The following is a 24,897-nucleotide window of genomic DNA, read 5'->3' on the forward strand; positions in this document are numbered from 1 at the left end:
ATTCTCGATAAAATCCATAGTCAAACCCCATCGTTTTTGAGGGTCTGTCGGTTTCTCTCAAACCGCTTTCTATTCGGCGATCGCCTGTAGGGCTTCTGATGCTGGTTCAATGACAATCCTGGGCTGCGATCGCGGCGGAAGCCGACGGGAGGGCGTTTCCCTTGCCTGGGCCAACTCTGGCAATAAAAACTGCACGCCAGGAAAGGGGGATTGAAGTGACATGAAAAGGCGAGGGGGAGTTGATAGTTAAACCTGGCGAATTTCTTAATTTTTACTTTTTAATTCTTCCTTTCTCCATCCGGCTTTCCACCCTTGGCACAGGTGGGGAAAGTCCGGCAAGATATCAATAGTTGAAAAGGTAACAAATGTCAAGCTCGATGAAACTACCAGTCATTTATTCGGATGAATTTCAACTGCACCAAACCGGGCGATCGCATCCGGAACGTCCCGCCCGCTTGGGTGCGATTGTCGAAGCGCTCAAAGCCTCTCCCTGGGCGGATCGCATCCAGTGGGAACTGCCCACGCCGGTGGAGGAGCGATCGGTGATGGCGGCGATCGAGCGCCTGCATGCGCCGCGCCACATCCATGAGGTTGAAGTGTTGGCCCATCACGGCGGTGGGAGAGTGGATATGGATACGGTGGTCTCTCCCCACAGTTACGAGGTGGCGTTGCTGGCGGTGAGTGGGTGGCTTGATGGGGTCGATCGCGCCTTGGCGACGGGAAAACCGGCGTTTGTGTTGGCGCGTCCCCCGGGACATCATGCAGAACGCGATCGGGGAATGGGGTTTTGCTTGTTTTCCAATGCGGCGATCGCGGCGTATTACGCGATCGAACAGTGCGGCTTAAACCGGGTGGCTATCCTGGATTGGGACGTTCATCACGGGAATGGCACCCAAGCGGCGATCGAAAGCCACCCCCAACTGGCTTACTGTTCCCTCCATCAGTCCCCTTGCTATCCCGGTACCGGTGACGCTAGCGAAACCGGTCAGCATCACAACGTCCTCAATTTACCCATGTCCGCCGGAAGCACCCGGGCTGACTATCAGCCGATGTTCGAGTCGAAAGTGATGCCGTTTTTAACGAGTTTTCAACCGGATTTATTAATTGTTAGCGCCGGATATGACGCCTGTGCCTCGGATCCGTTAGCCAGCATCAACCTGCAACCGGAAGATTACGGCATCTTTACGGATTACTGCCTGCAACTGACGCGCCGGATTGTCTTCGGACTCGAAGGGGGCTATCATCTCGATGCCCTCAGTCAATCGGTTGTCGCAACAATCGGGCGCTGCTTGGCCTAGGCGTCGCGCGGCCAACCGCCGATTCAGAGCGGCTTAGAACCGTTTGTAGAGACGCTTTCGGGCGTCTCTACCGTCCAGCAGGCGATCGCGCGATCGCGCTCGCCACAACCCGCAACCGGCAAGGGGATTATTTGCCAATTTTGAGCGGCGGTACCTCTAAGCCAACTTGCCACAGCGCCTCGCGCCACTTGTTGATTCTCGTTTGAATCCGCTCTTTATTTTTCGTTGAAGAGGTAATCGCTTCATCAAACTCCGGGTCGATACAGACTTTTTTGAGTGCCTCGATAATCTCCTCTTTTTTGCTGCGAATCGCCTCGGACTCCAAAGAAGCAAACGTCAGCATAATGACGTCATAAATGGCGCGGTTAATCGATTTTTCCCATCCCACCTCGGGATTGTAGCGTCGAAACGCTTGGTCGCCAAAGACATAGAAAACATCGTCGATGGTTTTGCGGAAAACTTCGCGATGATGTTCCAGGGTTTCTTCATCGAAGTTAATGCCGCTTTGCAAATAGCTATCGAGAAAGCGAGACAAGGTGCCGCGATAGGCGATCGGATCGAAAAAGAACGCAAAAAAGCGCAGAATCATTTCGCAGTCTTGCATTCGCTTGTCGATGCCACTCACCCGGCGAGCTTTTTGGAAAACCTCATCCTCCGACAGTTTGAGAATTAAATCGTTTAACTTGCCCCGAAAAACGCTGTTGCGAAGTTCCTGAGCATTGAGGGGCACAAAACCGCTATTGAGTCGTTCAAAGACATCGAATTTAATATCCGGGTGGGACTCTTTGAGGATAACAATACAGCGAATCGTGCGCGACAATAGCAAGCGTTGGTATCCCATGTCGAGATCTTGGAATTTCTTCCGGTTAATTTCCGGAAGCACTTTCAAGGCGCGCAGGGGAAACTCATTATTCAAAAAGCGATAAATTGCCGTTAGGCGCTGCTGACCGTCGATGACGCTATAGCAGCCATCATTCAATTCGGCGAAATAGCAAACTGGAATCGGAACATTGAGCAACAGCGACTCGATCAAGCGACTGGATTTGGTGCGGTCCCACACGTGACGTCGCTGAAACTTGTCTGCCAAAACCAGCGTATTGTCATCGATTTGTGCTTTGAGCGTTCGGATGACAAAATCGTAAGGGTGAGTGACGAGCTTTCTTTCCTTCAAGGGAATGTCGAATTCGCCGAGTTCTTCTTCGTCTTCCACTTCAAATTGTTGTTCGAGTATTTCCTGGCTGTTGTTTTGATTTGCGCGATCGCCAATATTTTGTTCGAGCATGGCCTCCCTCCTTGTTCTGCGCGTTGCTTGCTCTCTATAGCTATAGAGCTATTTGTACTGGCTGGGTGTTCCGAGTTCCGGGGGACGTAACCGTAAAGGCAACGGTTGCGGGCGATTTTTCATTTTTCCAGTGTAACAGTTTGTTGGAAATCAAGCATTTTTTACCACTCAGTTTTTCACTAACCGGCGATCGCCGTGGGATTTCTGTCATCCTAAAAGGAACCATCTGAAAAATTTTACACCCAGATCACACACAAAAGCCCCTATGACTCAGCGATCGCTGCTATTGGTCAATCCTCATGCGCGAAGAGGACTGCTAGCACAACGACAAGCGCTACAAATTCTGCAACCACTCGGATTTGAACTCATCGAAGTCTCTGCTGCAGCCCCGCAGGACTTGAGCGATCTGATCCGCCGCTATAAAACCGAGGTGGATTCGGTAATTATTGCCAGTGGTGACGGCACCATCAATGCCGCAATCGAGGGATTGCTCGAGACGCAACTTCCCTTGGGCATTCTCCCCGTGGGCACCGCGAACAATCTAGCGCGCAGTCTCGGCATTCCCTCGGCGTTACCGGAAGCCTGTGCCATTATTGCCCGGGGTCATCTGCGATCGATTGACCTGGGGTGGGTGAATGGCAAATATTTTTTCAATGTAGCCGGTATTGGCATCAGTGGCGAAATCAATCGCACCGTGAGCAAGCGGTTCAAGCGCCATTTCGGGGTACTGGCATATGCCTTCACCGCCATGCAGGTGCTATTGCGATCGCGTCCTTTTCGGGCAAAAATTCGCACCCCAACCCAGACCTATTCCGTCAAAACCATTCAAATCACCATCTGCAACGGTCGCTATTACGGCAGTGGCTTAGTGGTGGCAGAAGATGCCCAAATTGACGACCAACGTCTGGATCTTTATTGTATCGAAATCCGCCACTGGTGGGAAATGCTCCGAGTGCTACCGGCGATGCTACGGGGCAAAACGGCGCAAGGCATCCATACCTTGCAAGGTCAAGACATCGAGATCGTTACCCGAAAACCGCGCCCCATCGATACCGATGGGGAACTCACCACCCACACCCCCGCCTCGTTTCGCGTGTTACCTCATGCCTTGCGGGTGTTTGTGCCGCAAAGGCGCGATTGAGACCCATTGGGGCGCTACCCAACCGCCTCAGTTTCCCCCTCTGCAGAAGGTGCTACGGTGGCTTCGAGTTGGCTAACCACCCGGTCTAATTCGTCCACGATCGCACTAGAACTCACCTTGCGTTATGTTTCCACCAGGGAACGATAATACCACAAGGTGCCCGATTTGCCGCCTTTGAAGCGGTTCTTTGGTTGTTCGCCCACCACTCGATAATCTTGCAGGATCGACCGCGCCGCCGTGCAGCTTGTCTGCCGCACTGACCAGTATAACAGCGGGAGAGGCATGATGCAGGTGGGCGATGTAAGCTTCTTTGCGCTTTCGCCACGGGGGTTTCGGGGTGGTGTGAGCGTCGGTGCAGCCTTCCACGATCGCGGTGACGGTATCCCCAAAGCGACGGCGAATGTCTTCCCGGGTGGCGACTCCCCCTTGGTCCTCGATCGCATCATGCAGTAAGGCGGCGATCGCTTCGTCTTCTTGCGCCCCATATTCTAGGGCGATACTGGCAACTCCCAGCAAATGGGCAATATAAGGCACTCCGGATCCCTTGCGCGTTTGGGTCGCATGCAGGTCCGCCGCAAAAGTCAGGGCTTCGTTAAATCGCTTTGAAAGCATCAGATAGCAGTGTTTAGACTGTTTAAAGTTAAAAGGCGAAGGTTAAAATGGCATAGGTTTGACAGCGAAGCATCAAAACAACATTTTCCCCTCTGGCTCATTTTAAGCTAAAATGACTTCCCAATGGTTTCCACCCCGAAGGGGAATTTCTCTAAACCATTCCTCGAATTGTTAGTGGAGATTTGCTCTATGTAAAATAATATGCCTCCCCCGGACTATTTCTATCCGTAACATCCCGCTAGAGGAATTGAGCAATCTGGCATCGATAGCCTCAAATTTTGGGGCGATTGAAGCTGGCTCCGAAAGGGTGCCTGAACCCCAGAAGTGACGCGAATCGATTCGTGCTTCTATAATAAAGGAATGCGGTTTTTCATCCGCGCCCCCGTATCCCTTCGGGATTGTCCGGTGGGTCAGTCAAGCGCTGGGAAGAATTAACCCCTTGCACCGGCTAGCCAAAGCTCCGTTTGGCGGAAATTTATTCGCCCCGAAACGCGAATGGACATTAATATGGAAACACAAAAACCCGAAGATGTAGCGGCATACAACTCGCGCTCGTTAAACACGTTATCCCGGGCGATCGCGTTGGGATCTGCAGAAGGAGAATTTGCGTTAATTTTGGTGCGCTGCAACTATTCGGATTTGCAATGGGAAACGATCCAACGCTTGTCACGCCACTGTCCGATTCCCCTGCAAACCCTGCGGTTATCGCCATCTGCGACAACGCTTTACGGCACGATAAAAGAAGAATTAAACCCCGCCGATCGCCCATCAGTTTTGATGGTGGTGGGATTAGAATCGGTATTGGCCATTGATGAATTGCTGACGCGCCTCAACCAAGAACGCCCGTTATTTCTAGAAGAGTTTCATTTTCCCTTAGTGTTGTGGGTGGCGGACGATCTGCTGCACAAATTGAGTCGATTTTGCCCGGATTTCAAGAGTTGGGGACCTCCTTCGATTAAATTCGCGATCGCTCCCGATCGCGCGGTGGCTTTATTGCGCGAAAAAGCGGAAATTTTATTCCAGTGTATTTTAGATGCCGGTGCGGATCGAATTCAAGCCAATGCAGTGCTGGAATTGTTAAGCGATAACCACCGCCGAGAATCAACTTTTGCCTTGCAAGATATTCAACGTAGTGGAAACCCGCTCGATTCGGAATTGCAAGCCTGTTTGGATTTCGTGCGCGGGTGGGACGCTTATACCCGCGACGCCCTGGAAACGGCCCGGGAACATTACGAAAGCAGTCTCGCCTTTTGGCAATCCGGCGCGCCAGGGGACTCGCCGTCTAAACTCCCGAATCGGGCGTTAGAACGCGCCGGTTGCGTGTTATTTTATCTGGGGGTCTGTTGGCATCGGGCGGGGGTACTGCACGGCGGGGCGATCGCTTCGGCTGCGTGGGAAGAAGCACGGCGTTATTTTCAAGCCTGTGTTGAGGCGTTCGATCGCTGCGGGCGTGCGGATTTGGTGGCTAAGTTTATCAATGCGTTGGGAGAAGTGCTGCAAAGACAAGAAGATATCGCCGCACTCGAACCGGTGGCGGCGCGGGCGCTTTCCCTGCACGATCGCTACCCGGATCCGATCGCCCAGGCACAAGATCGCGGCTTTTTGGCTCAGGTGGCCCTGTGTCGCGCCCGCTGGGCGATCGCCAAGGAAGAAGCGTTAAGGGCGCTGGAAATTCTCGGCAATGCCTATGCTGCGGCAACTACAGTGTGCGAATACACTTGTTTGCACTGGGCCTGGTGCTATCATCGCGGTTGGTATTTACTGCTGCTGGGTCGATCGCGGGCGGCGTTGGGTGAGATATCCGTGGCGCTCCAAATCCTGGAAACGGCTCAAGCCCAGACGAAACCGGAGTACGACCCGCCGCTTTACCTTCGCATCGTGCAGGAGTTGCGATCGCTGTATTGCCAAAGTGGCGAGGGGGTTGCAGCCCTGGAATGCGATCGCCGTTATCGGGCGATCGCCTATCAGTATAGATTGTCTGCCTTTATCGGCGGCCAACCTTTGCTCCTGCGCCGTCACCCCATTAACCCGGCGCGCGTCTTGCAGAAACACTCGCCGGTTCCTTCTGTATTACAGGATCCGGCTGCTGCAAAAACTAGGGATAAAATTGGCCGATTCTCTCAAATCCACCACTTGCTGGAACGCATCAGCCGCGATGATTACAAGCTCACGATAGTTTGCGGGCAACCGGGCGTCGGCAAAACCTCCCTGATGCGGGCGGGTTTGGCTCCCGCTCTCGCACAACGGGCGATCGGGGTCAAGGTGGCGTTGCCGGTGGTGGTGCAGGTTAATGCCGATTGGGTGGCGGCTTTGTGCCGAGGATTGGTCAACGCACTGGCGGATGCGGGCTTATCTGAGATTGCTGAGGCGCAAGCCGAGCCTTCATTGCCAGCGGTTCTGGAGCGTTTATGGAACAATGTGGATGCCAATCTGTTAACGGTGCTGATTTTGGACTGGGTGGAAGAGGATTCTCATTATACTACAACTCGTGAGTTTTGTCAAGCCTTCGATCGCTTTTTAGGTGAGTGTCTCGATATTCCGTTCCTGAAGTTGATTTTGTGCTGGCGCGACGAGTATCTGCCCGCTTTTTTGAGGGACAATCGCCTACAATCCTTGAAATTAATGGCCAATTCCCAGGGGGAAGGCTCTTATTACCATCTAGAGAATTTATCCCTGGATGAGGCGCGCATCGCCATCGCCGGCGCGATTGAAGGCACTCCCTACTCCGTAGACCCCGCTTTGCGCGATCGCCTGGTGCGGGATTTGGCGGAGGGGGGAAACCGGGTGCGATCGCTGATGTTGCAAATTGTGGGAACGCAACTGGAAGCAGAACAGATAACCACTCTGGATGACTACTTGCGATATGGCGGGGTCGAAAAACTGCTGGAACGATTTATGGAAGCGGCGATCGCCTACTGGGGAAACCAGCACAATCCCCCGGTGCGTCTGATTCTCCAGGGTTTGGCGCAACATAGCCCGCACTCGGTATCCAAGGGCGAGTGTCCCCGCAAGACGCGCACAGAATTGGCAGCGTGGATAGGAGAAGGACGCGATCGGCTGGATGCGGTATTAGATGGGTTAGTGTCTTCTGGATTGGTATTGTGCCGCTTCGGGCTTCCGGAAAAGCAATATCAGCTTGTAGATCGCCGTTTTGTAAGGGCGATCGCGAATCCACCGGAATTCCTGCAGTTGTGAGTTACAATTATTCCCCACATGAGGGTGGGCATTGCTGAAGTGACCTGAAGCAACGTTCTAGTTAATCTGGTTGGTTAAACGATTCACTGTATCCGCCATTTTTTCCGGCTTTCCAGACAGGGGAAAAAACAAAATATTTTCGATTTTTGGGTTGTCCACTAATTCTTCTAAGCGATTAAATTGGCGCTCGCTAATGGAAATTCCATCATGGGCTTCTACATATTTCAGTTCATCTTTAAAGTTCCTTTCCCCATACACTTGAATAAACACGCGATCGACCCCCCAGGTTTGCCAATCCGCTGCAAAATATCGTTTCGCCCAGTAGGGGTTATGATGACAAATATCAAAGCTAACCGAGGGATTGGCGGCTTTCATGGCAGCGATCGCATTTTTTACAAAGTTAGTGAGTTGAGGGGTGCGATCGACTTTTCCGGGTAACTCCGCATGATATCCCAAATAATCATCCCATTGCACCGCATCAATGGTAGGGTATTGGGTGACAAACTCGACCAGAATATCGGTAAAAAATTTCGCGACTTCCGGTTGGCTCACATCTAGCACGTAATGCTCGACTCCCGGATGGGTGCGATCGATGCCCGGGACGATCCAGCCTCGCTCAACCGCGATATCGAATACCGGACTTTCTTCGTCTATTTTAATCCCTTTCTCGAAGTATGCATGCACTTCCATTCCCTGTTTGTGCGCTTCATCAATCAACCAATGAAGCCATCGGTCTTGAAACTCATTCGGACAACTTTGATAGCCGAATTTCGCCCGCATGACTTCGCTTTTATACATCGGGCAGGCATTTCCCCAGACGCCATGAATGATGGTGTTAATGCCGCGATCGCGATAGTATCGCACTCGTTCGCGAATGGTTTTTTCGCTGGCATTATTCGTGGCTTGATAGCGACTCAAATATATCCCTCTAATCTCTTTTTTCTCCCCAGGACTTTGCGGTGTTGAGGGGGTTGCAGTGGGTGTGGGTTCCGGTGAATTTGCTGGCGGGTTATTTTCCGCATTTTGCCCCGGCGGCGCTGGGGAAGGAATTGGATTTGTCGGTAAATCTGCTGGCGGATTCGATGTGTGCGGCGCTGGGGGAACTGTGGGGGTCGCTTCTGTAGAAGGCGTTCCATTCAAAAAGGGAATATTCCTGGGTAAATCGGTGGGTAAAAACCGACTCAGTTCTAAATGTTCTCGCTGGGTGAATAACCAATATCCCCCACCGAAGATGAGGAGGATGACCGAAAACGGAATGCTTGCACATCCACATCCACTGGGTTCTTTCTTTTTGGCGGACATAATTTGTTAATAATTTCTCAGATTGTCGAAGAATTGAGTTGTACGCAGTACCAGCAGTTCCACAGGGATGATAAGTGTTTGTGCTGGCCAAACATTGGCAAGGCTATTCTATTAGCCATCATAATATTCCGATAGTGCGGATTTGTCAATCTGGCGGTGAGGCGGAGAATAGCTGTCAGGAGTTGGCGAGAGGGAAAAGCGATCGCGCCTTACCCTTAACCTGCCCCCAGGGACGCGAATAGCACCCTAAAAGTGTGGGATTTCAATCGCCCCAAACGCGCAACAGTTGCGCCAACTGCCATCCCTGCGGCCCACCTGGCTACAGCACTTTCACGGTTTCTTCAAACTCTTCTATAATGATATGTACTCGGGCAAAAATAATTGCAGTGGGTATGGTGGGCAGATCCAGATGAGCGAGGTGCCAATAGCAACTGATTCAAGGAACTGCCTACCCTACAAACCTCAAAAATGGATGGGCAATTTATTTGGCATGAGTGCTTAGTAGAATTCCCAATGAAAACCAGACCTAACGGAGAGGAATTACCCCTTATGATTGCTGTTTCTGACCATCAAAACCTAACCCCAGAAGAATACCTAGAACTGGAAAGCCAAAGCGCCATAAAACATGAATATATTAATGGCGAGGTCTACGCAATGGCAGGAACAACCGACACCCATAACACCATTGCTTTAAACTTGGCCATGCTGATTCGCAGCCACCTACGCGGAACGGAGTGTCGCGTTTATTTTGCCGAGGTCAAAGCCCGACTGGAACAACGAAACTGCTTCTATTATCCCGATTTGTTCGTGACTTGCGACCCGCAAGACCGAGAAACATCGACTTATAAACGCTTTCCCAAACTGATTGTTGAAGTGCTTTCGGAGAGTACCGAAGCTTTTGACCGAGGGGATAAGTTCAACGATTACCAAACTTTAGACAGTTTAGAAGAATACCTGTTAGTCAATACCAGACACCAACGAGTGGAAATTTTCCGACGCAACGAAGTCGGGGGATGGCTGTTTCATGCTTATAGCGCCACTGATGAAAATTTTACCTTGGAAAGCATTAATTTAACGGTAGCTTTTGCGGAACTCTATGAGGAGGTTAACTTGGAGAGGGAATCGGCAGAACTATCAGACGCCTAAAGTAGAGGGATACTTTATTGAAAGTGGGAGGAGGGGAGAATGACGATCGCAGCGCAAATCATGTCTTTAGAGGAATTTTTCAACTATGACGATCGCACGGATACCCGGTATGAACTCGAGGATGGGAAACTGCTGGCTATGCCCACCGAAAGCGAGATAAATCGACGAATTGCCACCTTTTTGTTGGTGTATTTTGCCCAACTCGGGATTGCATTTTCTCGATTGACGATGAAGACAGAAGTGGTGGTGAGTGGTAGGCGGGCAACGGTGCGTCTCCCGGATTTGATGGTGTTAACGGAGGAGTTAACGGAGGAGTTGGCGGGTGCGAATCGTTCTCTGGTGACGCTAGATATGCCCCCACCGCAGTTGGTAGTTGAGGTGGTGAGTCAGGGGGGAGAAAATGAGGCGCGAGATTATCGCTACAAGCGATCGCAATACCAAGCGAGAGGAATTGCTGAGTATTGGATTGTTGACCCGATGCAGGAGCGAATTACGGTATTGTCTTTGGTGGCAGGACTTTATGAGGAAGCGGTGTATGAGGGGTTGCAGCGATCGCCTCTGCACTGTTGAAACAGTGGGAACCGCGCTCATCCTTAACCGCAGTGCAGGTATTGCAGGCGGGGATAGGCGGATGAGAGGGAGTCAGGAGTCAGGAGGGAGAGATTTTCATCTCTCGATCCCTTCTCCCCCAAGAAAAAAGCCCCCTGATGGGGGCGAGGTTGCCAAGACCCCACTGCGAGTGGATGTGGGGTGAATTCACCAGAGTTTTAGCCCTGACCCAGAGGAACTGCAGGGACGAGGGGTAGGGTTTCCGGTTTCAACAAATCGGTTAATATTTCAGCAGGTGGTTGCTGATGAGGCCATGCAAAGGCATGACGGAATGCGGCTTGCTGACAGGCTTGCATTTGACGAAAATCGATGATATCTCGAGTCAGCAAGGTTTCGTACTCGAACGGTAGGCGGACGTTGTGCAAGCCGGCATTATCGGTGCAGATGGCAATATCCACTCCCGCCTCGAAACAGCGATCGAAGACGATTTTTAACTGTTTGAGGTCATCGAGGGTGCCGGTTTTGAGATAGGTCGTCGGACAGACTTCCAAACACTGACCCCTTTTGGCCACTTCAGTTAATAATTCCGGATGCTTCAGGGGAATTTGAATCCCGTGACCGATTCGCATTAAATAAGGGAGCAATTCGGGATAGCAGCCCTCGGGAGTTTCGTAAAGGTGCCCAGTGGTATTGATGCCCAGAGTGCGGGCATAGTCGTATAATTGGATGAATTCATCCAGGCGATCGCCGTAGTGATTGTCGCCACCGGCTAAATCCACCGCACAGACATACTCTGATTTTTGATGGGCCAAATCCACGATCGCCCGGTTCACCTCATAAGGCAAACGGGCGTGCATGCATAAAATTTGGCCAGTGACGATCGGGTACTCGTTCACCTCAGACGCTTTCCCCACCACCTCCACAATCTCCGCCATTTGGTCGATCCGGGCAGATTGACTCAACTGGTCCGAAGTTCGTAGATAAGGGGTGTAGCGCAGTTCCAAGTACGCTAGATTTTCAAAAATATAAGCACCCCGAATCAGCCGATAAATAAAATACGGCAAAGTTTCGATAGTTTGGACCCCTTCAACCAGGGTGTGTAGTTCTAAATACTCATCTAGGGTATTGCGCGGTTTGGTGTAAAATTCCTCAAACGCCGGGTATTCGGGAAACCGACGGCCCAACGCCGGATCGTGACGCTGAAAATAGCGCCAGAGAATGCGAGGAACCACCGAACCGCCTAGATGTCGGTGCAGTTCAGCATATAAAGCCACAATAACCTCTCAGGATTGTCAATAATAATAGATGAACGCGATCGGTGAGGGGTGTAGATGCATTCTAGCTAGCATAGCGCAAAATTGCGATCGCCTTCAAGCCCTCAGCCCCGATCGAAAGATTACGATTTGTAACTCCAATCTTAACGAAAATTTATTTGACAAGCGTGACACTCTAGGATGATAATCGTAGATTGTGTAAACTTTCGCTTGTAAGACCCTTGGCTAACGTCGTAGTAATAGGTGCCCAATGGGGCGATGAAGGAAAAGGCAAGATTACCGATCTGCTGAGCAAGTCAGCAGATGTTGTAGTACGTTACCAAGGAGGGGTCAACGCGGGACACACGGTCGTGGTAAAAGACCAGACCTTCAAACTGCACCTGATTCCCTCTGGCATCCTCTATCCGGCAACCGAATGCATTATTGGTTCCGGAACCGTCATCGATCCGAAAATTTTAATAGAAGAACTCGTACGCCTAGAAGAACTCAATATTTCCACGAAAAACCTATTAATTTCGCAAACCGCCCATGTGACGATGCCCTACCACCGCCTCATCGATCGGGCATCGGAAGAGCGGCGCGGGACGCATAAAATCGGCACCACCGGACGGGGCATCGGCCCGACCTACGCCGATAAATCCGAGCGGACCGGGATTCGGATCCTGGATTTGATGGATCCGGAAGGGATGCGAAAACAGCTCCACTGGACGATTAACTACAAGAATACGATTCTGGAGAAGCTGTACGATTTACCGCCGTTGGATCCGCAAGAGATTATCCAGCAGTACAGCGAATATGCCGATCGCCTGCGGCCTCATGTGGTGGATGCCTCGTTAAAAATTTACGACGCAGTGCAGCATCGGCGCAATATTTTATTTGAAGGGGCACAAGGCACCCTGCTGGACTTGGATCACGGGACTTATCCTTACGTCACCTCATCCAACCCCGTAGCCGGCGGTGCTTGTGTGGGGGCAGGGGTCGGACCGACCACCATCGATCGCGTGATTGGGGTGGCAAAAGCCTACACCACCCGGGTGGGAGAAGGGCCATTTCCCACCGAAATGACCGAAGGCATTGGGGATGTACTGTGCGATCGCGGTGCGGAATTCGGCACCACCACCGGACGCAAACGGCGCTGCGGATGGTTCGATGCGGTCATCGGGCGGTATGCGGTTCGCATCAACGGCATGGACTGCCTTGCGATCACCAAACTCGACGTGTTAGACGAACTCGAGGAACTGAAAGTCTGCGTCGCTTACGAAATCGACGGTAAGCGCTGCGAAAACTTCCCCAGCAGTGCCCGTCAGTTTGCCCGGTGCAAACCGATTTACGAAACCCTTCCGGGCTGGAAGGAGTCTACCATGCACTGCCGCAACCTGTCCGATTTGCCCAAACAAGCCCTGGACTATTTGAAGTTCTTGGCGGAATTGATGAAAGTGCCGATCGCGATCGTTTCCCTCGGGGCCAGTCGCGACCAAACCATCATCGTCGAAGACCCCATCCACGGACCGAAACGCGCCTTATTGGATGCCAACGGCACCCCAGTGGAAAACACAAACGCCTAAGTGTTTCGCCGGGGAAAAACCAGGCTCTTGTCCGGGATGTTTCCGCCCTGAATCGTTCGAGAGCGGCGATCGCATCTATTCGAGAGCATCACGCGATCGCCCCACGGGCGATGGATGAAAAGTGCAATTGAATTGTCTATCCAGAATTTGATAGGATAGGAGATTGTGGCGTTTTGTCGCTCCCGTTGGGGGCGAGTCGAGCAGCGCCATGCCTCAGTTATAACGAACCAGTAACCCGTAACCCGTAATCAGAAAGATGGCAGTAACAGTTGAATGTCAAAAACGGGCCGAAGGCAGCAAGCCGAAAGCCTTACGCAGAGAGGGATTAATCCCCGCCACCCTCTATGGGCATCAGGGAGCTCAATCCGTCTGCCTCACCATCGATGCGAAAACAGCAGAACTACTGCTCAAAGAAGCCTCGGTGAACAACACCCTGATCGATTTATCCGTTCCCGACCTCTCCTGGAAAGGAAAAACGATTCTGCGGGAAGTGCAAACCCATCCGTGGAAACCCTTCCTTTACCACGTCAGCTTTTTTGCCGTCGCCGCTCAAGCCAGCCTGGATTTGGTGGTGCCGTTAAACTTCGTCGGCGAAGCCTATGGCGTGGAACAAGAAGGGGGCATGTTGGATCTGGTCGTCACCGAATTGCCGATCCAATGTGCGCCAGATGATATTCCCGACTCGATTGAAATCGACGTTTCCCAACTAAAAATGGGAGAGTCGATCCACGTTGGCGAACTGATGTTGCCCACAGGCGTCACCCCGCAACTGGAGCCAGAACGCACGGTCGCGACCATTTTGGCTCCCAGAGTCACCGCGCAAGAGGAAGAAGAGGAAGCGGAAGAGACATCCCCAGAGGTGGCTTCCCTTCTGGAATCCTATGGCGAGACCGACGAGGAACCGAGCGGCGAAGAATAAAACCCGCGATCGCTTTCATATTGTCCTCAAATAGTGGCGATCGCGCCTCGCTCCAGCTTTCAATTCACCCAAAGAAAGCATTAAAAAGGAAAAAGCGACTGAAACAACGGTTGCCTTTTTCCTTTTTCATTTGTAAGGTGGGTGTGGAACACCCCTAAAGGTTTTACCACACTCAATTCACACTTCTAGATTTATGAGCAAATACCACGTTTATGGCATCGGAAATGCTCTGGTAGATATCGAATACGAAATCTCCCCCGAGCAGATGGAAGCGATGAAAATCGAGAAAGGCGTAATGACCTTAATCGAGGAAGATCGCCAAAAAGAAATCCTAGAGCAATTGAGCAGCAGCCCTTGTAAAAAAAGCTGTGGGGGTTCCGCCGCAAACACCGCGATCGCCATCAGTCAATTTGGCGGGAAATCCTTTTACTCGTGCAAAGTAGCCAAAGACGAAATCGGTGCTTTTTATCTCGAAGACCTGATTCGCAACGGTGTAGACAGCAACTTAACCGTGCATCCGCGCGCCGCCGGGATCACCGGCACCTGTTTGGTGTTCGTGACTCCCGATGCCGATCGCACCATGAACACTCATTTGGGCATTACCGCCAACTTTGCCGATTCAGAACTGGTTCCCGAAGCGATCGCCAATTCTGACTATCTCTATATCGAAGGATATCTCGTCAGTTCCCCCACCGGGAAAGCCGCTGCCATTACTGCCCGCGATTCCGCCAAAAAAGCCGGGAAAAAAGTGGCCCTTTCCCTGTCGGATCCGAACATGATTAAATTCTTCAAAGAAGGTCTCTTAGAAATCATTGGCGAGGGAATTGACTTTATCTTTGCCAACGAAACCGAAGCCTCGATAATGGCGGATACCGATGACCTGAAGGTGGCGATCGAATATCTAAAAACCCTCACCTCCTGCTTTGCCATCACCCTCGGACCGAAAGGTTCCTTGATTTTTGATGGCCAAAACCTCATCGAAATCGAAGGGGTGAAGGTTGACGCGATCGATACCGTAGGTGCGGGAGATATGTATGCCGGTGCTTTTCTTTACGGCATCACCAACGGCATGAGTTTCGAACGCGCGGGCAAATTAGCTTCATTGGCATCCGCCCGCCTCGTTACCTCTTATGGACCGCGTTTGGACAAAGAAGTAACTCAATCTTTGTTAACCGAAATTTAACCCAAATCCCCCACCCAGGGTAGCGGTTAATTCGGGAGATTCGGGGGCGAAAACGCGCCAGTCGCGCCCAGAATTGCGACCAAACCACCTCTGGAAACTCACAGGGCGATCGCCAACCCCAACTCCAACATCCGCTTCGTTTGTCAAAAAAACCAGGGAACTCTCCCTGGTTTTTTGTTTGCGCTACAATTGACAAAACATTCAGGATAGAAATGAGCGAAACAACACTGCCCCCCGTTATCGAACACATGTTGCAGCCCGAATTCTATCCCCATCCGGTGCAACAGCCCATCAAGCTGATGCAGACTCATGCCTCTTTCGTACTCCTGACGGGGGATTATGCCTACAAAGTCAAAAAAAATGTCGATTTTGGTTTCCTCGACTACTCCACATTAGAAAAACGGCATCATTTTTGTAATGAAGAATTGCGGATGAATCGACAGATTGCCCCCCAGGTTTATCTGGATGTAGTGGCGATCGCATCTTTAGGCGATCGCTACCAACTCGATGGCAAGGGCAACATCGTAGAATATGCCGTCAAAATGGTTCAATTTCCCCAAGATGCCCTCTTTATCAACCTGTTCGAACGGGGGGCGCTGACCGAACAACACATGGAAGACTTAGGGCGAGTCGTGGCCAATTTCCACGCCGAAACCCGCACCGATGAGACAATTCGCAGCTATGGCACAGTGTCGCAAATTCGCAAAGCCATTGACGAAAACTACCAACAAACCGAATGCTATATCGGCGGGCCGCAAACCGAAACGCAATTTCAGGAAACCAAGGCATTTAGCGATCGCTTTTTTGACCGCAGACCCTCACTGTTCCAACAGCGCATAGACGGCGATCGCATTCGCGAATGTCACGGCGACTTACATTTAAAAAATATCGCCCTCTGGCCCGATAAAATCTTCCTGTTCGATCGCATCGAATTTAACAAAACCTTCCGCTTCGTCGATGTCATGTACGATATTGGCTTTGCCGTCATGGATATCGACTCCCGAGGACGCCCGGATTTAGCCAATGCCTTTTTAAATACCTACATCGAACATACCGGCGATTGGTCCGGCTTGCAAGTGCTACCGCTATATTTAAGCCGGCAAGCTTACGTTCGCGCCAAAGTCACCTCTTTTCTCCTCGACGACCCCAATATTTCTGATGAAAGAAAACACAACGCCCAATCTACTGCAGCCAATTATTACCAACAAGCTTGGAAATACACTCAGCAGCAACAAGGACGGTTAATTTTAATGTCCGGGTTATCCGGGTCGGGAAAAAGTACCTTGGCGCGGCGTTTAGCCAGAAGAATAAATGCCATTCACATCCGTTCCGATGCCGTGCGAAAACATCTAGCCGGCATTCCCCTGCATCAGCGCGGAGGGGACGAGATTTATACCGCAGAAATGACGCAAAAAACCTATGGAAAACTGTTGGAACTCGGGCTAATGTTGGCCCGGGAAGGATATCCGGTGATTTTAGATGCGAAATACGACCGCCAGGGGTTGCGCGCACAGGCGATCGCCGCAGCAGAAAAACAGGGATTTAATCTGAAGATTTTACACTGTTGCGCCCCGATGCCCGTCTTGCGCGAAAGGCTCAACCAGCGCAGTTCTCAAGCGGTTTCCGATGCCACCGCCAATCTCCTGGAAAGTCAGCAAGCGGCTGCCGAACCCTTTACCGAAGCGGAACGAGTTTACGTGCAAACAATCGACAGTACCCAATCGCTAGAATCCCAACTGCAACAAGTCAAGGGGTAGGGTGGGCACTGCCCACCGGATTACCTTGTTCCTAGCATGAGCTGGGCAACCCTCGCGTAGAGACCCGATTAATCCCGCGTCTCTACGCAAGTAAAATTATTTGTTTAATTGCTTAAAAACCTCTCTATTTCAGGTAGAAAATGGCAGAAGAAAAAAAAGAAAAAAAACCATCCCCAGTGAGCCAAGGAATTATCCGGGGATTACAATTGTGGTTGTTTTTTATGTTTGCCTTTGCGTTTTTGGGGTATTCTAGATTTTTCAGTATTGTGCTAGGCACGATCGCGGGAGTGGCAGGGGGATTGAGTGCGGCTTGGTGGCAGATGACGGATATTCCCACACCAAAGCCAACTTTCGAGCAGCAGAAAAGCTTAGCAAATGTGACCAAAGAACGGTTGGAAAAAACAGAGAATCAAGAGTTTAAGAAATTGTAATGTTCTGCGAATAAGTATCGGTAATCAGCCAATCTATAGGAATTTAAAAAAATGAAGTGCCGATCGCGCGACAACCCTGCCTTCCCTGGGGGAAGACAAGGGCGATCGCTGCAACGCGCAGGTGGGGATTTCATCGGTGCTTGGGGGGTGTCCTCAAGCCGCCAGAATTCAGGACAGGGGGTATCATTTCCGAGACAAATCCCCCAAAGGGCGATCGCAGAGCGAGCGATCGCCCAAAAAATTTTGTAGACTAGCTGAGATTGGCAATTCAATACCCTAAGCAAACATACACATGGAATTTCTCTCAGACACCGTAGTGCTGTCGCGCCTACAATTTGCGCTGACTGCCATCTTCCACATGTTGTGGCCCGTGTTGACCACTGGCATGTCCATTTACCTGGTGGTGGTTGAAGGGCTGTGGCTGAAAACCCGAAACCCTGACTACTACTACCACGCCCGCTTTTGGGCGAAACTCTACGTGCTTAACTTTGGCATTGGCGTCGCCTCCGGGGTGCCGATGGAATTTCAGTTTGGCACCAACTGGGCACCCTTTTCCGAAGCGGTGGGGAACTTTTTTGGCAGCATCATCGGGTTTGAAGCCTCCTGGGCCTTCATGCTCGAAGCCGCCTTTTTAGGCATTATGGTGTTTGGCTGGGAGCGAGTCAATCCCATCATTCACTATATTTCCACCATTTTTGTGGCCATTGGCTCCAACCTGTCCACCTTCTGGATTCTAACAGCTAATTCCTGGATGCAAACCCCTGCCGGCGTGGAAATGGTAGAGGGGCAATTTGTGGTCAAAGATTACTTTGAGGCAATTTTAAATCCCTTCATGGCAGTCAGCGTGCTGCACATGTTCTTTGCCACATTGGAAACCTCTTTATTTGTGATTGGCGGAATTAGCGCCTGGTACATTCTCAAAAAGCGCCACGAAGCCTTTTTTTCCAAAGCCTTCAAAATAGTCTTAGCCGTGGCGATCGCCGTAGCTCCCTTACAAATCTATATCGGACACTTAAGCGGCGAACAAGTCTACCGCTATCAACCCACCAAACTTGCCGCAATGGAAGCCCAATGGGAAACGGTTCCCGCCGGACAAGCTGCAGACTGGAGTATGTTAGCCATTCCCAATGAAACCGCCGAACAAAATGACTGGGAAATCACCATTCCCAACGCCTTGGGCTACATACTGGAATTCAAAAAAGAATTGCCCTATCCCGTGCGAGGTTTGAAAGAATGGCAACCCGAAGACCGACCGCACATGGTAGGTTTAATCTACTACTCTTTTCGGATTATGGTGGGGATTGGCTTTTTCCTCGCCGGCTTGATGTTTCTCAGCGTTATTCAATGGGTGCGCGGACAATTATCCGAGGGTAACATTGAAAAACAAACCTGGCTGATGGTGGGTTGGATTGCCGCTGCACCCCTGGGTTATATTGCGATCGAATCCGGTTGGATCGTGCGCTGTGTGGGGCGACAACCTTGGACGGTTTACGAACAAATCCGCACGGTGGATGCCGTATCTAACCTGCCAGCGAGCAATGTTTTAACCTCTTTAACTGGTTTTGCCACAGTTTACACGGTGTTATTTTTTACTGCTTTGTACTTTGGCAGTCGCATTATCCAACGCGGACCGAATTTTAAACTTCCCGTCCCCGGAGTGGAAGGCAAACCCGCCGTGGAAACCAAACCCGGAGAATTCGTTCCGGACCAACGTCCCATCGAAACACAACAATAGGAGGTTGTATGGAAACGCTCAGTTATTTTTTGCCGCAAGTTTGGTTTGCAATTTTGGCGTTGTTCCTCTTCCTCTATGTCATGCTCGATGGGTTTGATTTAGGGGTGGGTATCTTGTCTCTGACCGCTTCCTCTGAGGAACGACGCGGCATTTTGATGACCAGTTTGAGCAATATTTGGGATGCCAATGAAACCTGGTTGGTGTTGATGGGCGGCGCGCTGTTTGGCGCGTTTCCCCTCGCTTACGGCACGATTCTCAATGCGTTGTACATCCCGATTTTTATCATGGTGTTTGGCTTTATTTTTCGGGGGGTAGCGTTCGAGTTCCGCGAGCAAGCAACCCGCAAGTTTTTTTGGAATGTAGCCTTTGGCGGAGGCAGTTTTTTGGCTGCACTGGGTCAAGGGTTATCCCTCGGCGCAGTGCTATCGGGAATTCGTGTGGATGATGCGGGTCATTTTATCGGTAGCACCTGGGATTGGTTGACCTGGCAATCGGTTTTGGTGGCTTTAACGCTGATTCAAGGGTATGTTTTGATTGGCTCGACTTACTTGATTTGGAAAACCACCGGAGAGTTGCAGCAAACTCACTATAAAACGGCGAGAATTGCCGCTTGGACGACTCTAGTAGGGGCTATTTTGATTACGATTACGACGCCGGTGTTTTACGAGTACGCCCGCGATCGCTTGTTTCATCAGCCGCAAATTTATATCTTTGCCCTGATTCCGCTTCTGGGGGTGTTGTTGGTGGCGCTGCTGTTAAGAAGTCTGAACCAACAGAAAGAAAGAACGCCGATTATTTGGACGATTCTTATCTTTTTGCTGACGTTTATCGGGTTGGCTTTGGTTGTCTTTCCCTACATCATTCCCACGAAAATCACCATTTACCAAGCGGCTGCCGATCCGAGTTCTCTGGTGTTTATGATTATCTGGATTGGGGGTTTGATTCCGGTGATGTTGTTCTACAATCTGTACCAATATTTTGTCTTCCGGGGCAAGGTGACGAGCGGCAGCTATGGCGGGGAATAATTTGCGCTCTGCCTAGCGATCGCTCTAGTCTCTGTTAACAGTTTTAATCGGTTAGATTCGCGTCTTGGGGATGAATCTTATCGTCTCCCAGGCGCTTTTTTATTGGGAAAATGCGGGATAATACCGTAGGGTGGGCAACTTGTTGCCCACCCTACAAGGGTAAGTAGAGATTAGGAAGGAGTGGGTTTAGGGGTGGGGAGGAAATATCCAGTATTTCTCGGATGCTGCTACTGTAATTGAGTAGTTCTGATTGGAAAATTCTCTGGGGGAAAGATGTTTTTATTTTTGTCCAAGCTGTTGCCGATATTTGTGTATCCGTTGGGGTTAAGTTGTTTGTTAATGGTGGTGGCGCTGGTGACGTTGTGGAAGCGCCCGAAATGGGCCGCCGGGGCGATCGCAGGTGCATTGGTTCTGTTGCTATTGAGCAGTAATAGTTGGGTGAGTTATGGGATAGTGCGATCGCTGGAAGCGCAGCATGTGCCCACCGATGAGTTGCCCAACGCGGCGGCGATCGTGGTGCTGGGGGGTGCCACTAAACCGGCAATTCCCCCGCGCCCCTGGGTGGATGTGAACGAAGCGGGCGATCGCGTGTTGCATGGTGCCCAATTATACCGCCAAGGAAAAGCGCCGGTGGTCATCCTCTCTGGCGGGCGCATCGAGTGGAAAGGGGGCGGTCCGCCGGAAGCGGAAGATATGGCGCGCATTCTCGAAACAATGGGTGTTCCCGAGTCTGCTATCCTGAAAGAACCCAATGCCCTCAACACCTATCAAAATGCCGTAGAAGTCAGAAAACTGCTGGAAGAAAAGGGCATCGAAAAGCGCGTTTTGCTGGTGACTTCCGCCACTCACATGCCGCGATCGCTCCTGGTTTTCAAACGTCAAGGCATCGAAGCGATACCCGCACCCACGGATTTTCAAGTGTCGGAACAAGAACTCGCAGAACTAAAAGGCACTTGGCAATCCACACTGCTCAATATCTTCCCCGATGCTTACCGCCTGCAAGAAACGACCAAATCCCTGAAAGAATACATCGGAATGGTGGTTTATCGTCTGAAAGGATGGATTTGAAGCGATAAAAAGGGGGCGATTGAAATCGCGCCTGGGCTTTTCTTCGTCCGCCTACGCGGACTCATCCGTATGATACTTTGTCTCTGGCATATCGATAGATATCTGCCGCCTGTAAGGACACGGCAGTGTCGTGTCCTTACATTTTCTCTCGGTCGTTCGTGCATAAAACATGCTATAAATTACTTTATGTGCGATTTTAGGGTTCGAGTTTTATACAAAAAACAACGGGATGGCGAACCATCGCACTTTTCAGGCTGCTTTTTTAGCACAATTGCTGCTCTCGACCCATTCCTAATTGTAAATTCTAAATTCTAAATTCTAAATTCTCTCCTTTGTCAGAGGCGAGTGCTAAGATGGAAGTCCATCGATCGGGAATCCTGAGACGGTGGGGAATGATAGATGAAGCGCTTATAGAAAAAAATTATGCTTCCCAAAGAGTTTCCTCAAATCACGCCAACGCCGCAAAATTTCGCTGAAAGCTTGCAAGCGGCGCAAGTCACGCGGGAGTTTTACGAAGAACTGGAATATCGAGAAGAGTTTGAGAATTATTGCCAGTGGTACCGGGACAGTGCAGAATGTCATCGCCGAGAATTGGAGAAAATGCGGGGGGACATCAATATTTTGGGTTGGTTTAGCCGAGGCAAAAGATAAATTTTAATTATAAATTAGCAATTAGCGGGTGCTAATTGCTAATGAAAATCGCTCCGAAATCAGTGGGGAAAGGTTCGGCGACACAAATCCGATGGCAAGAGAAGAGCCTAAGAGATAACCTCTAGTTCATCTTCTCGGAAGTGGGCCTTAAATTTTTTATCAAATTGGACTTGCACGGGTAGGTTAGCGCTAACGGGTCTGCCTTGCCATTCGTTAGCGAAGCCGATCACTTCCCCTTCCTCACCCTGTACGTCATAGGGTTGATTGCGATTTTTGGGACTGTGGTACACGATAACAGACTGGATGACGCGAACGCGATCGCCAACTTTCATATCCTTAAACCTGGTGTTGTGTCTCTAACTTTCTGCACCGAATAACAGTGCAAGTTTACAGTATCTTCTCAAACAGCTTTTCTATCTTCTCATATCGAGACCCCGGTTAAGGGATGAGGCGGTGAATCTGCATGAAGAATTCACCCCAAACCCCTACAGGGTGGGGAAGACAGAGCAATTATTCATCGAGATTTTCGATAGGTGTCGGTGAGGAATCGGATCCGGGGGAGGCGAGTTGCCACCATAGAGCAAAGCCGACCACAGCACTGACGAGCATCACTCCGATTAACAGCAGGGGGATTTTCCAGGGGGAGGAAGCGGGGCGATCGCCGCTGTCGGTTTCCTCGGAAGACTCCTCCTCATAAAGCAGCGCTTGAGAGGCGCGAGACATTTCCGCTTCGGAAGACTCGGAGGGCAATTGTGTGGGATCGAACAGCACCAACTTTTCGGGAGAGATGCGGAAATAGGTTAAAACCACCGAGGTATTGTCGTGACCGTTTTTTTCATTCGCCAGATTTAGCCAACCTTGGACCGCCTCTTCCACAGACATCTCCCCATTGAGAACATCGACCACAAAATCCCCCCAATACTGCTCCACGAGATCGTTATCGCTCAACCCATCAGAGCACAGCAGCAGCAGACCATCTTCTTCCACAATAAAGCGCTGAATGTGGGGGCGCAGCAGTTCCCCATCGCGGGTGCCCAGGGCTTGCGTTAGCGCCCCGGCGTCTCGTCGTTGCAGGGCTTCGCGATAAAACGATCGCCCCATTCGGACTTCGCGCGTGGCCACATCATCATCCACCGTGAGGCGCTGACAGTAATGGGGGGTAATCCAATAGGCGCGAGTGTCCCCCACATGAGCGAGATAGAGTTCGTGACCGTTTTCGCTCTCGATGCCCTCCTCGCTTCGCACCGATTGGGGAAGCTGAAGACCCAAAACCAAGGTGGTGCCCATGCGCTGACGTTCCGCGCGTCCTTGCTGGTCATTTTGGGCGGCGATCGTGTTATTCACCACTCGGATAATCGCTTCGAGTTGCTCGCTGACCAGTTCTGGGCTGGCCAGATCCGGTTGGTCGGCAATTTCGGCCATCAACGCTTGGATAGGCAGTTTGAGCGATTCTACCGAGAGTTGGCTAGCCACTTCACCGCCTTCGTGACCCCCGACGCCATCGCAGACCATCGACAAGCGACCGAGCAGAGGGGTCTTGCTTTTTTGTCCGTCTTGCGATAAATCGGCTAAAGTCGGATAGCAGGCATCTTCATTGTGGTGTCGGTGCGGGCCAGAGTCGCTCAGACCGGCGACGCGCCAGCGCAAGGGCAACTGACCCGCCAGTTCGAGCAGCAGTTGATTGACTTGGGGGAGAATGGCGGATAAATCCGCATCGGGACGGCGCATTTGCTTGCCGATGTCTTGCAGGCGATCGCCCAGGGGTGGGGGAACCTTGCCCGCCCAAGTCAACCAGTGATAGCCGAGATCCTGCAAATCCGGTTTGGTAATCAAACCCGCATCAGCATAGAGTTCGCGCAACCACACGCGCCACCCCTGCACCCGGATATTGTCCGCTTGCAGTAAGCTCGAGGCGACCCCGACTTCTACCAGGGGCGTCCACAATTCCAGAATTTGCCACAACCAATAGACTTGGCGCACCGGTGGCGCTTCCGACCACAGGTCTAGCATTGCCGGATAGAGGGTGCCGCTTTTGCCATCGATGGGGGCATTCTCGAGTAATAGCAGATTTGCCGATTGGGTTTGGTCCCCCAGGGGACAAAAGCCATACACTTGGGGAATGTGGAGTTGCAGTGGATATAATTTGAGATAGGGAAGAATCGCTTCTGGCAGGTCTTCGGGGAAAAACGGTGGCGTTGCCGGTTGGGTATCGAGCCATATTTGCGGCGCGATCGCAGCATAGCGATCGCCCACCCATTCCTCGCGATACTGGGCCGCCGCTGACCCCACCGCCCACAAATAGCGATAAATCAGCGGGGTTTCACAGGATTCGCAGAACCGACTCCCCAAGGCGTTATCCGGTTTGCCACAAGCGGGATTAGGGCAAGACAACAGCGGCTCAAAACTGCTCATAAACTAGACGAGGTGGTACACAACAGTGTGAAGAGCGCCCGATCGCGCTAGCATCAAAGGGCTGACACCAGCTAAAACGGATTTGAGCTGACCGGAACGAAATACACTCTGCTTCGGTCCGGGATACCCACAACGGCGATCGGCTCTCGGTTTTTCTAGAGACACTGGATGAATTACCCCTTACTGGATCGGGGATGCCGTTTAGACTAGAAAAACATCACCCTAATTCTATCCCTAAGTTCTCGCAAGCACGGCGATCGCGATCGCGCAGGTTGCACCGCCATACCAACCTCACCCCATAAGGTGACATTATGCCAATCAACGCCACCCCGACTCTATTACAGATGGTTTA

General features: G+C 51.2%; 21 protein-coding genes and 1 pseudogene. 15 read left to right on the forward strand and 7 right to left on the reverse strand.

What is annotated here, in order from left to right:
- Positions 1 to 69: 69 nt before the first annotated feature.
- The gene (locus AC0QH1_RS13915; protein WP_324631760.1) at positions 70 to 222 is read right to left on the reverse strand and encodes a hypothetical protein; all 153 of its coding nucleotides are present in this window, start codon (positions 220 to 222) and stop codon (positions 70 to 72) included.
- 155 nt (positions 223 to 377) lie between these two features.
- Here AC0QH1_RS13915 and AC0QH1_RS13920 point away from each other — a divergent pair, with 155 nt between their 5' ends.
- Positions 378 to 1,298, forward strand: coding sequence for a histone deacetylase family protein (locus AC0QH1_RS13920; RefSeq protein ID WP_324631761.1), 921 nt, complete (start codon positions 378 to 380; stop codon positions 1,296 to 1,298).
- Positions 1,299 to 1,425: 127 nt separating this feature from the next.
- Here AC0QH1_RS13920 and AC0QH1_RS13925 read toward each other — a convergent pair whose 3' ends face one another.
- Positions 1,426 to 2,580 (reverse strand): DUF262 domain-containing protein, encoded by a 1,155-nt coding sequence (locus AC0QH1_RS13925; protein ID WP_324631762.1) that lies wholly within the window; start codon positions 2,578 to 2,580, stop codon positions 1,426 to 1,428.
- A 265-nt stretch (positions 2,581 to 2,845) separates the two neighbouring features.
- Between AC0QH1_RS13925 and AC0QH1_RS13930 the strand changes: the two genes are divergently transcribed.
- Complete coding sequence (locus AC0QH1_RS13930) at positions 2,846 to 3,721, forward strand: lipid kinase (RefSeq protein WP_324631763.1); 876 nt, start codon at positions 2,846 to 2,848, stop codon at positions 3,719 to 3,721.
- A 14-nt stretch (positions 3,722 to 3,735) separates the two neighbouring features.
- Here AC0QH1_RS13930 and AC0QH1_RS13935 read toward each other — a convergent pair.
- Positions 3,736 to 4,333, reverse strand: a pseudogene (locus AC0QH1_RS13935) (HD domain-containing protein).
- A gap of 507 nt (positions 4,334 to 4,840) precedes the next feature.
- On the opposite strand from AC0QH1_RS13935, the gene AC0QH1_RS13940 reads away from it, so the two are divergent.
- Complete coding sequence (locus tag AC0QH1_RS13940; RefSeq protein ID WP_324631764.1) at positions 4,841 to 7,528, forward strand: ATP-binding protein; 2,688 nt, start codon at positions 4,841 to 4,843, stop codon at positions 7,526 to 7,528.
- A 57-nt stretch (positions 7,529 to 7,585) separates the two neighbouring features.
- Here AC0QH1_RS13940 and AC0QH1_RS13945 read toward each other — a convergent pair whose 3' ends face one another.
- On the reverse strand, positions 7,586 to 8,830 hold the full coding sequence (locus tag AC0QH1_RS13945) for a family 10 glycosylhydrolase (protein WP_324631765.1): 1,245 nt from the start codon (positions 8,828 to 8,830) through the stop codon (positions 7,586 to 7,588).
- Between the two features lie 80 nt (positions 8,831 to 8,910).
- Between AC0QH1_RS13945 and AC0QH1_RS13950 the strand changes: the two genes are divergently transcribed.
- The 3 genes from AC0QH1_RS13950 to AC0QH1_RS13960 all read left to right on the forward strand — a co-directional run bounded on the left by AC0QH1_RS13950 (position 8,911) and on the right by AC0QH1_RS13960 (position 10,546).
- Positions 8,911 to 9,072 (forward strand): hypothetical protein, encoded by a 162-nt coding sequence (locus AC0QH1_RS13950; protein ID WP_324631766.1) that lies wholly within the window; start codon positions 8,911 to 8,913, stop codon positions 9,070 to 9,072.
- A 307-nt stretch (positions 9,073 to 9,379) separates the two neighbouring features.
- The gene (locus tag AC0QH1_RS13955) at positions 9,380 to 9,976 is read left to right on the forward strand and encodes a Uma2 family endonuclease (protein ID WP_324631767.1); all 597 of its coding nucleotides are present in this window, start codon (positions 9,380 to 9,382) and stop codon (positions 9,974 to 9,976) included.
- 39 nt (positions 9,977 to 10,015) lie between these two features.
- Entirely contained in the window at positions 10,016 to 10,546 is a 531-nt protein-coding gene (locus AC0QH1_RS13960) for a Uma2 family endonuclease (RefSeq protein ID WP_324631769.1), read from the forward strand.
- 197 nt (positions 10,547 to 10,743) lie between these two features.
- Here AC0QH1_RS13960 and AC0QH1_RS13965 read toward each other — a convergent pair whose 3' ends face one another.
- A complete protein-coding gene (locus AC0QH1_RS13965; RefSeq protein ID WP_324631770.1) occupies positions 10,744 to 11,799 on the reverse strand; it encodes an adenosine deaminase in 1,056 nt (351 codons plus the stop codon).
- Between the two features lie 221 nt (positions 11,800 to 12,020).
- On the opposite strand from AC0QH1_RS13965, the gene AC0QH1_RS13970 reads away from it, so the two are divergent.
- The 9 genes from AC0QH1_RS13970 (at position 12,021) to AC0QH1_RS14010 (ending at position 22,133) form a co-directional block, all read left to right on the forward strand.
- A complete protein-coding gene (locus tag AC0QH1_RS13970; RefSeq protein ID WP_324631771.1) occupies positions 12,021 to 13,364 on the forward strand; it encodes an adenylosuccinate synthase in 1,344 nt (447 codons plus the stop codon).
- 256 nt (positions 13,365 to 13,620) lie between these two features.
- On the forward strand, positions 13,621 to 14,283 hold the full coding sequence (locus AC0QH1_RS13975) for a 50S ribosomal protein L25/general stress protein Ctc (protein ID WP_324631772.1): 663 nt from the start codon (positions 13,621 to 13,623) through the stop codon (positions 14,281 to 14,283).
- Positions 14,284 to 14,476: 193 nt separating this feature from the next.
- Positions 14,477 to 15,466 (forward strand): adenosine kinase, encoded by a 990-nt coding sequence (locus AC0QH1_RS13980; RefSeq protein ID WP_324631773.1) that lies wholly within the window; start codon positions 14,477 to 14,479, stop codon positions 15,464 to 15,466.
- A 212-nt stretch (positions 15,467 to 15,678) separates the two neighbouring features.
- Positions 15,679 to 17,223 (forward strand): bifunctional aminoglycoside phosphotransferase/ATP-binding protein, encoded by a 1,545-nt coding sequence (locus tag AC0QH1_RS13985; protein ID WP_324631775.1) that lies wholly within the window; start codon positions 15,679 to 15,681, stop codon positions 17,221 to 17,223.
- Positions 17,224 to 17,363: 140 nt separating this feature from the next.
- Entirely contained in the window at positions 17,364 to 17,654 is a 291-nt protein-coding gene (locus AC0QH1_RS13990; RefSeq protein ID WP_324631776.1) for a hypothetical protein, read from the forward strand.
- A gap of 292 nt (positions 17,655 to 17,946) precedes the next feature.
- Complete coding sequence (locus AC0QH1_RS13995) at positions 17,947 to 19,389, forward strand: cytochrome ubiquinol oxidase subunit I (RefSeq protein WP_324631777.1); 1,443 nt, start codon at positions 17,947 to 17,949, stop codon at positions 19,387 to 19,389.
- Positions 19,390 to 19,397: 8 nt separating this feature from the next.
- Complete coding sequence (gene cydB, locus AC0QH1_RS14000) at positions 19,398 to 20,414, forward strand: cytochrome d ubiquinol oxidase subunit II (protein WP_324631779.1); 1,017 nt, start codon at positions 19,398 to 19,400, stop codon at positions 20,412 to 20,414.
- A gap of 273 nt (positions 20,415 to 20,687) precedes the next feature.
- A complete protein-coding gene (locus tag AC0QH1_RS14005; protein WP_324631780.1) occupies positions 20,688 to 21,482 on the forward strand; it encodes a YdcF family protein in 795 nt (264 codons plus the stop codon).
- 423 nt (positions 21,483 to 21,905) lie between these two features.
- Positions 21,906 to 22,133, forward strand: coding sequence for a hypothetical protein (locus AC0QH1_RS14010; protein WP_324631781.1), 228 nt, complete (start codon positions 21,906 to 21,908; stop codon positions 22,131 to 22,133).
- Between the two features lie 107 nt (positions 22,134 to 22,240).
- Here the strand turns inward: AC0QH1_RS14010 and AC0QH1_RS14015 are convergent, their stop codons facing one another.
- Together AC0QH1_RS14015 and AC0QH1_RS14020 are read right to left on the reverse strand one after the other, a co-directional pair.
- Positions 22,241 to 22,465, reverse strand: a complete 225-nt coding sequence (locus AC0QH1_RS14015) for a ferredoxin-thioredoxin reductase variable chain (protein WP_324631782.1) — start codon at positions 22,463 to 22,465, stop codon at positions 22,241 to 22,243.
- 178 nt (positions 22,466 to 22,643) lie between these two features.
- Positions 22,644 to 24,545, reverse strand: coding sequence for a protein phosphatase 2C domain-containing protein (locus tag AC0QH1_RS14020; RefSeq protein WP_324631783.1), 1,902 nt, complete (start codon positions 24,543 to 24,545; stop codon positions 22,644 to 22,646).
- Positions 24,546 to 24,897 lie beyond the last annotated feature (352 nt).

The sequence above is a fragment of the Phormidium sp. CCY1219 genome (assembly GCF_055795085.1).

Coding starts and splice junctions, on each gene's coding strand:
- AC0QH1_RS13940 (WP_324631764.1), top strand. CDS start 4,841: ATGGAAACACAAAAACCCGAAGATGTAGCGGCATACAACTCGCGCTCG.
- AC0QH1_RS14015 (WP_324631782.1), bottom strand. CDS start 22,465: ATGAAAGTTGGCGATCGCGTTCGCGTCATCCAGTCTGTTATCGTGTAC.
- AC0QH1_RS13945 (WP_324631765.1), bottom strand. CDS start 8,830: ATGTCCGCCAAAAAGAAAGAACCCAGTGGATGTGGATGTGCAAGCATT.
- AC0QH1_RS14020 (WP_324631783.1), bottom strand. CDS start 24,545: ATGAGCAGTTTTGAGCCGCTGTTGTCTTGCCCTAATCCCGCTTGTGGC.
- AC0QH1_RS14005 (WP_324631780.1), top strand. CDS start 20,688: ATGTTTTTATTTTTGTCCAAGCTGTTGCCGATATTTGTGTATCCGTTG.
- AC0QH1_RS13930 (WP_324631763.1), top strand. CDS start 2,846: ATGACTCAGCGATCGCTGCTATTGGTCAATCCTCATGCGCGAAGAGGA.
- AC0QH1_RS13915 (WP_324631760.1), bottom strand. CDS start 222: ATGTCACTTCAATCCCCCTTTCCTGGCGTGCAGTTTTTATTGCCAGAG.
- AC0QH1_RS13955 (WP_324631767.1), top strand. CDS start 9,380: ATGATTGCTGTTTCTGACCATCAAAACCTAACCCCAGAAGAATACCTA.
- AC0QH1_RS13975 (WP_324631772.1), top strand. CDS start 13,621: ATGGCAGTAACAGTTGAATGTCAAAAACGGGCCGAAGGCAGCAAGCCG.
- AC0QH1_RS13980 (WP_324631773.1), top strand. CDS start 14,477: ATGAGCAAATACCACGTTTATGGCATCGGAAATGCTCTGGTAGATATC.
- AC0QH1_RS13990 (WP_324631776.1), top strand. CDS start 17,364: ATGGCAGAAGAAAAAAAAGAAAAAAAACCATCCCCAGTGAGCCAAGGA.
- AC0QH1_RS13960 (WP_324631769.1), top strand. CDS start 10,016: ATGACGATCGCAGCGCAAATCATGTCTTTAGAGGAATTTTTCAACTAT.
- AC0QH1_RS13925 (WP_324631762.1), bottom strand. CDS start 2,580: ATGCTCGAACAAAATATTGGCGATCGCGCAAATCAAAACAACAGCCAG.
- AC0QH1_RS13995 (WP_324631777.1), top strand. CDS start 17,947: ATGGAATTTCTCTCAGACACCGTAGTGCTGTCGCGCCTACAATTTGCG.
- AC0QH1_RS13985 (WP_324631775.1), top strand. CDS start 15,679: ATGAGCGAAACAACACTGCCCCCCGTTATCGAACACATGTTGCAGCCC.
- AC0QH1_RS13920 (WP_324631761.1), top strand. CDS start 378: ATGAAACTACCAGTCATTTATTCGGATGAATTTCAACTGCACCAAACC.
- cydB (WP_324631779.1), top strand. CDS start 19,398: ATGGAAACGCTCAGTTATTTTTTGCCGCAAGTTTGGTTTGCAATTTTG.
- AC0QH1_RS14010 (WP_324631781.1), top strand. CDS start 21,906: ATGCTTCCCAAAGAGTTTCCTCAAATCACGCCAACGCCGCAAAATTTC.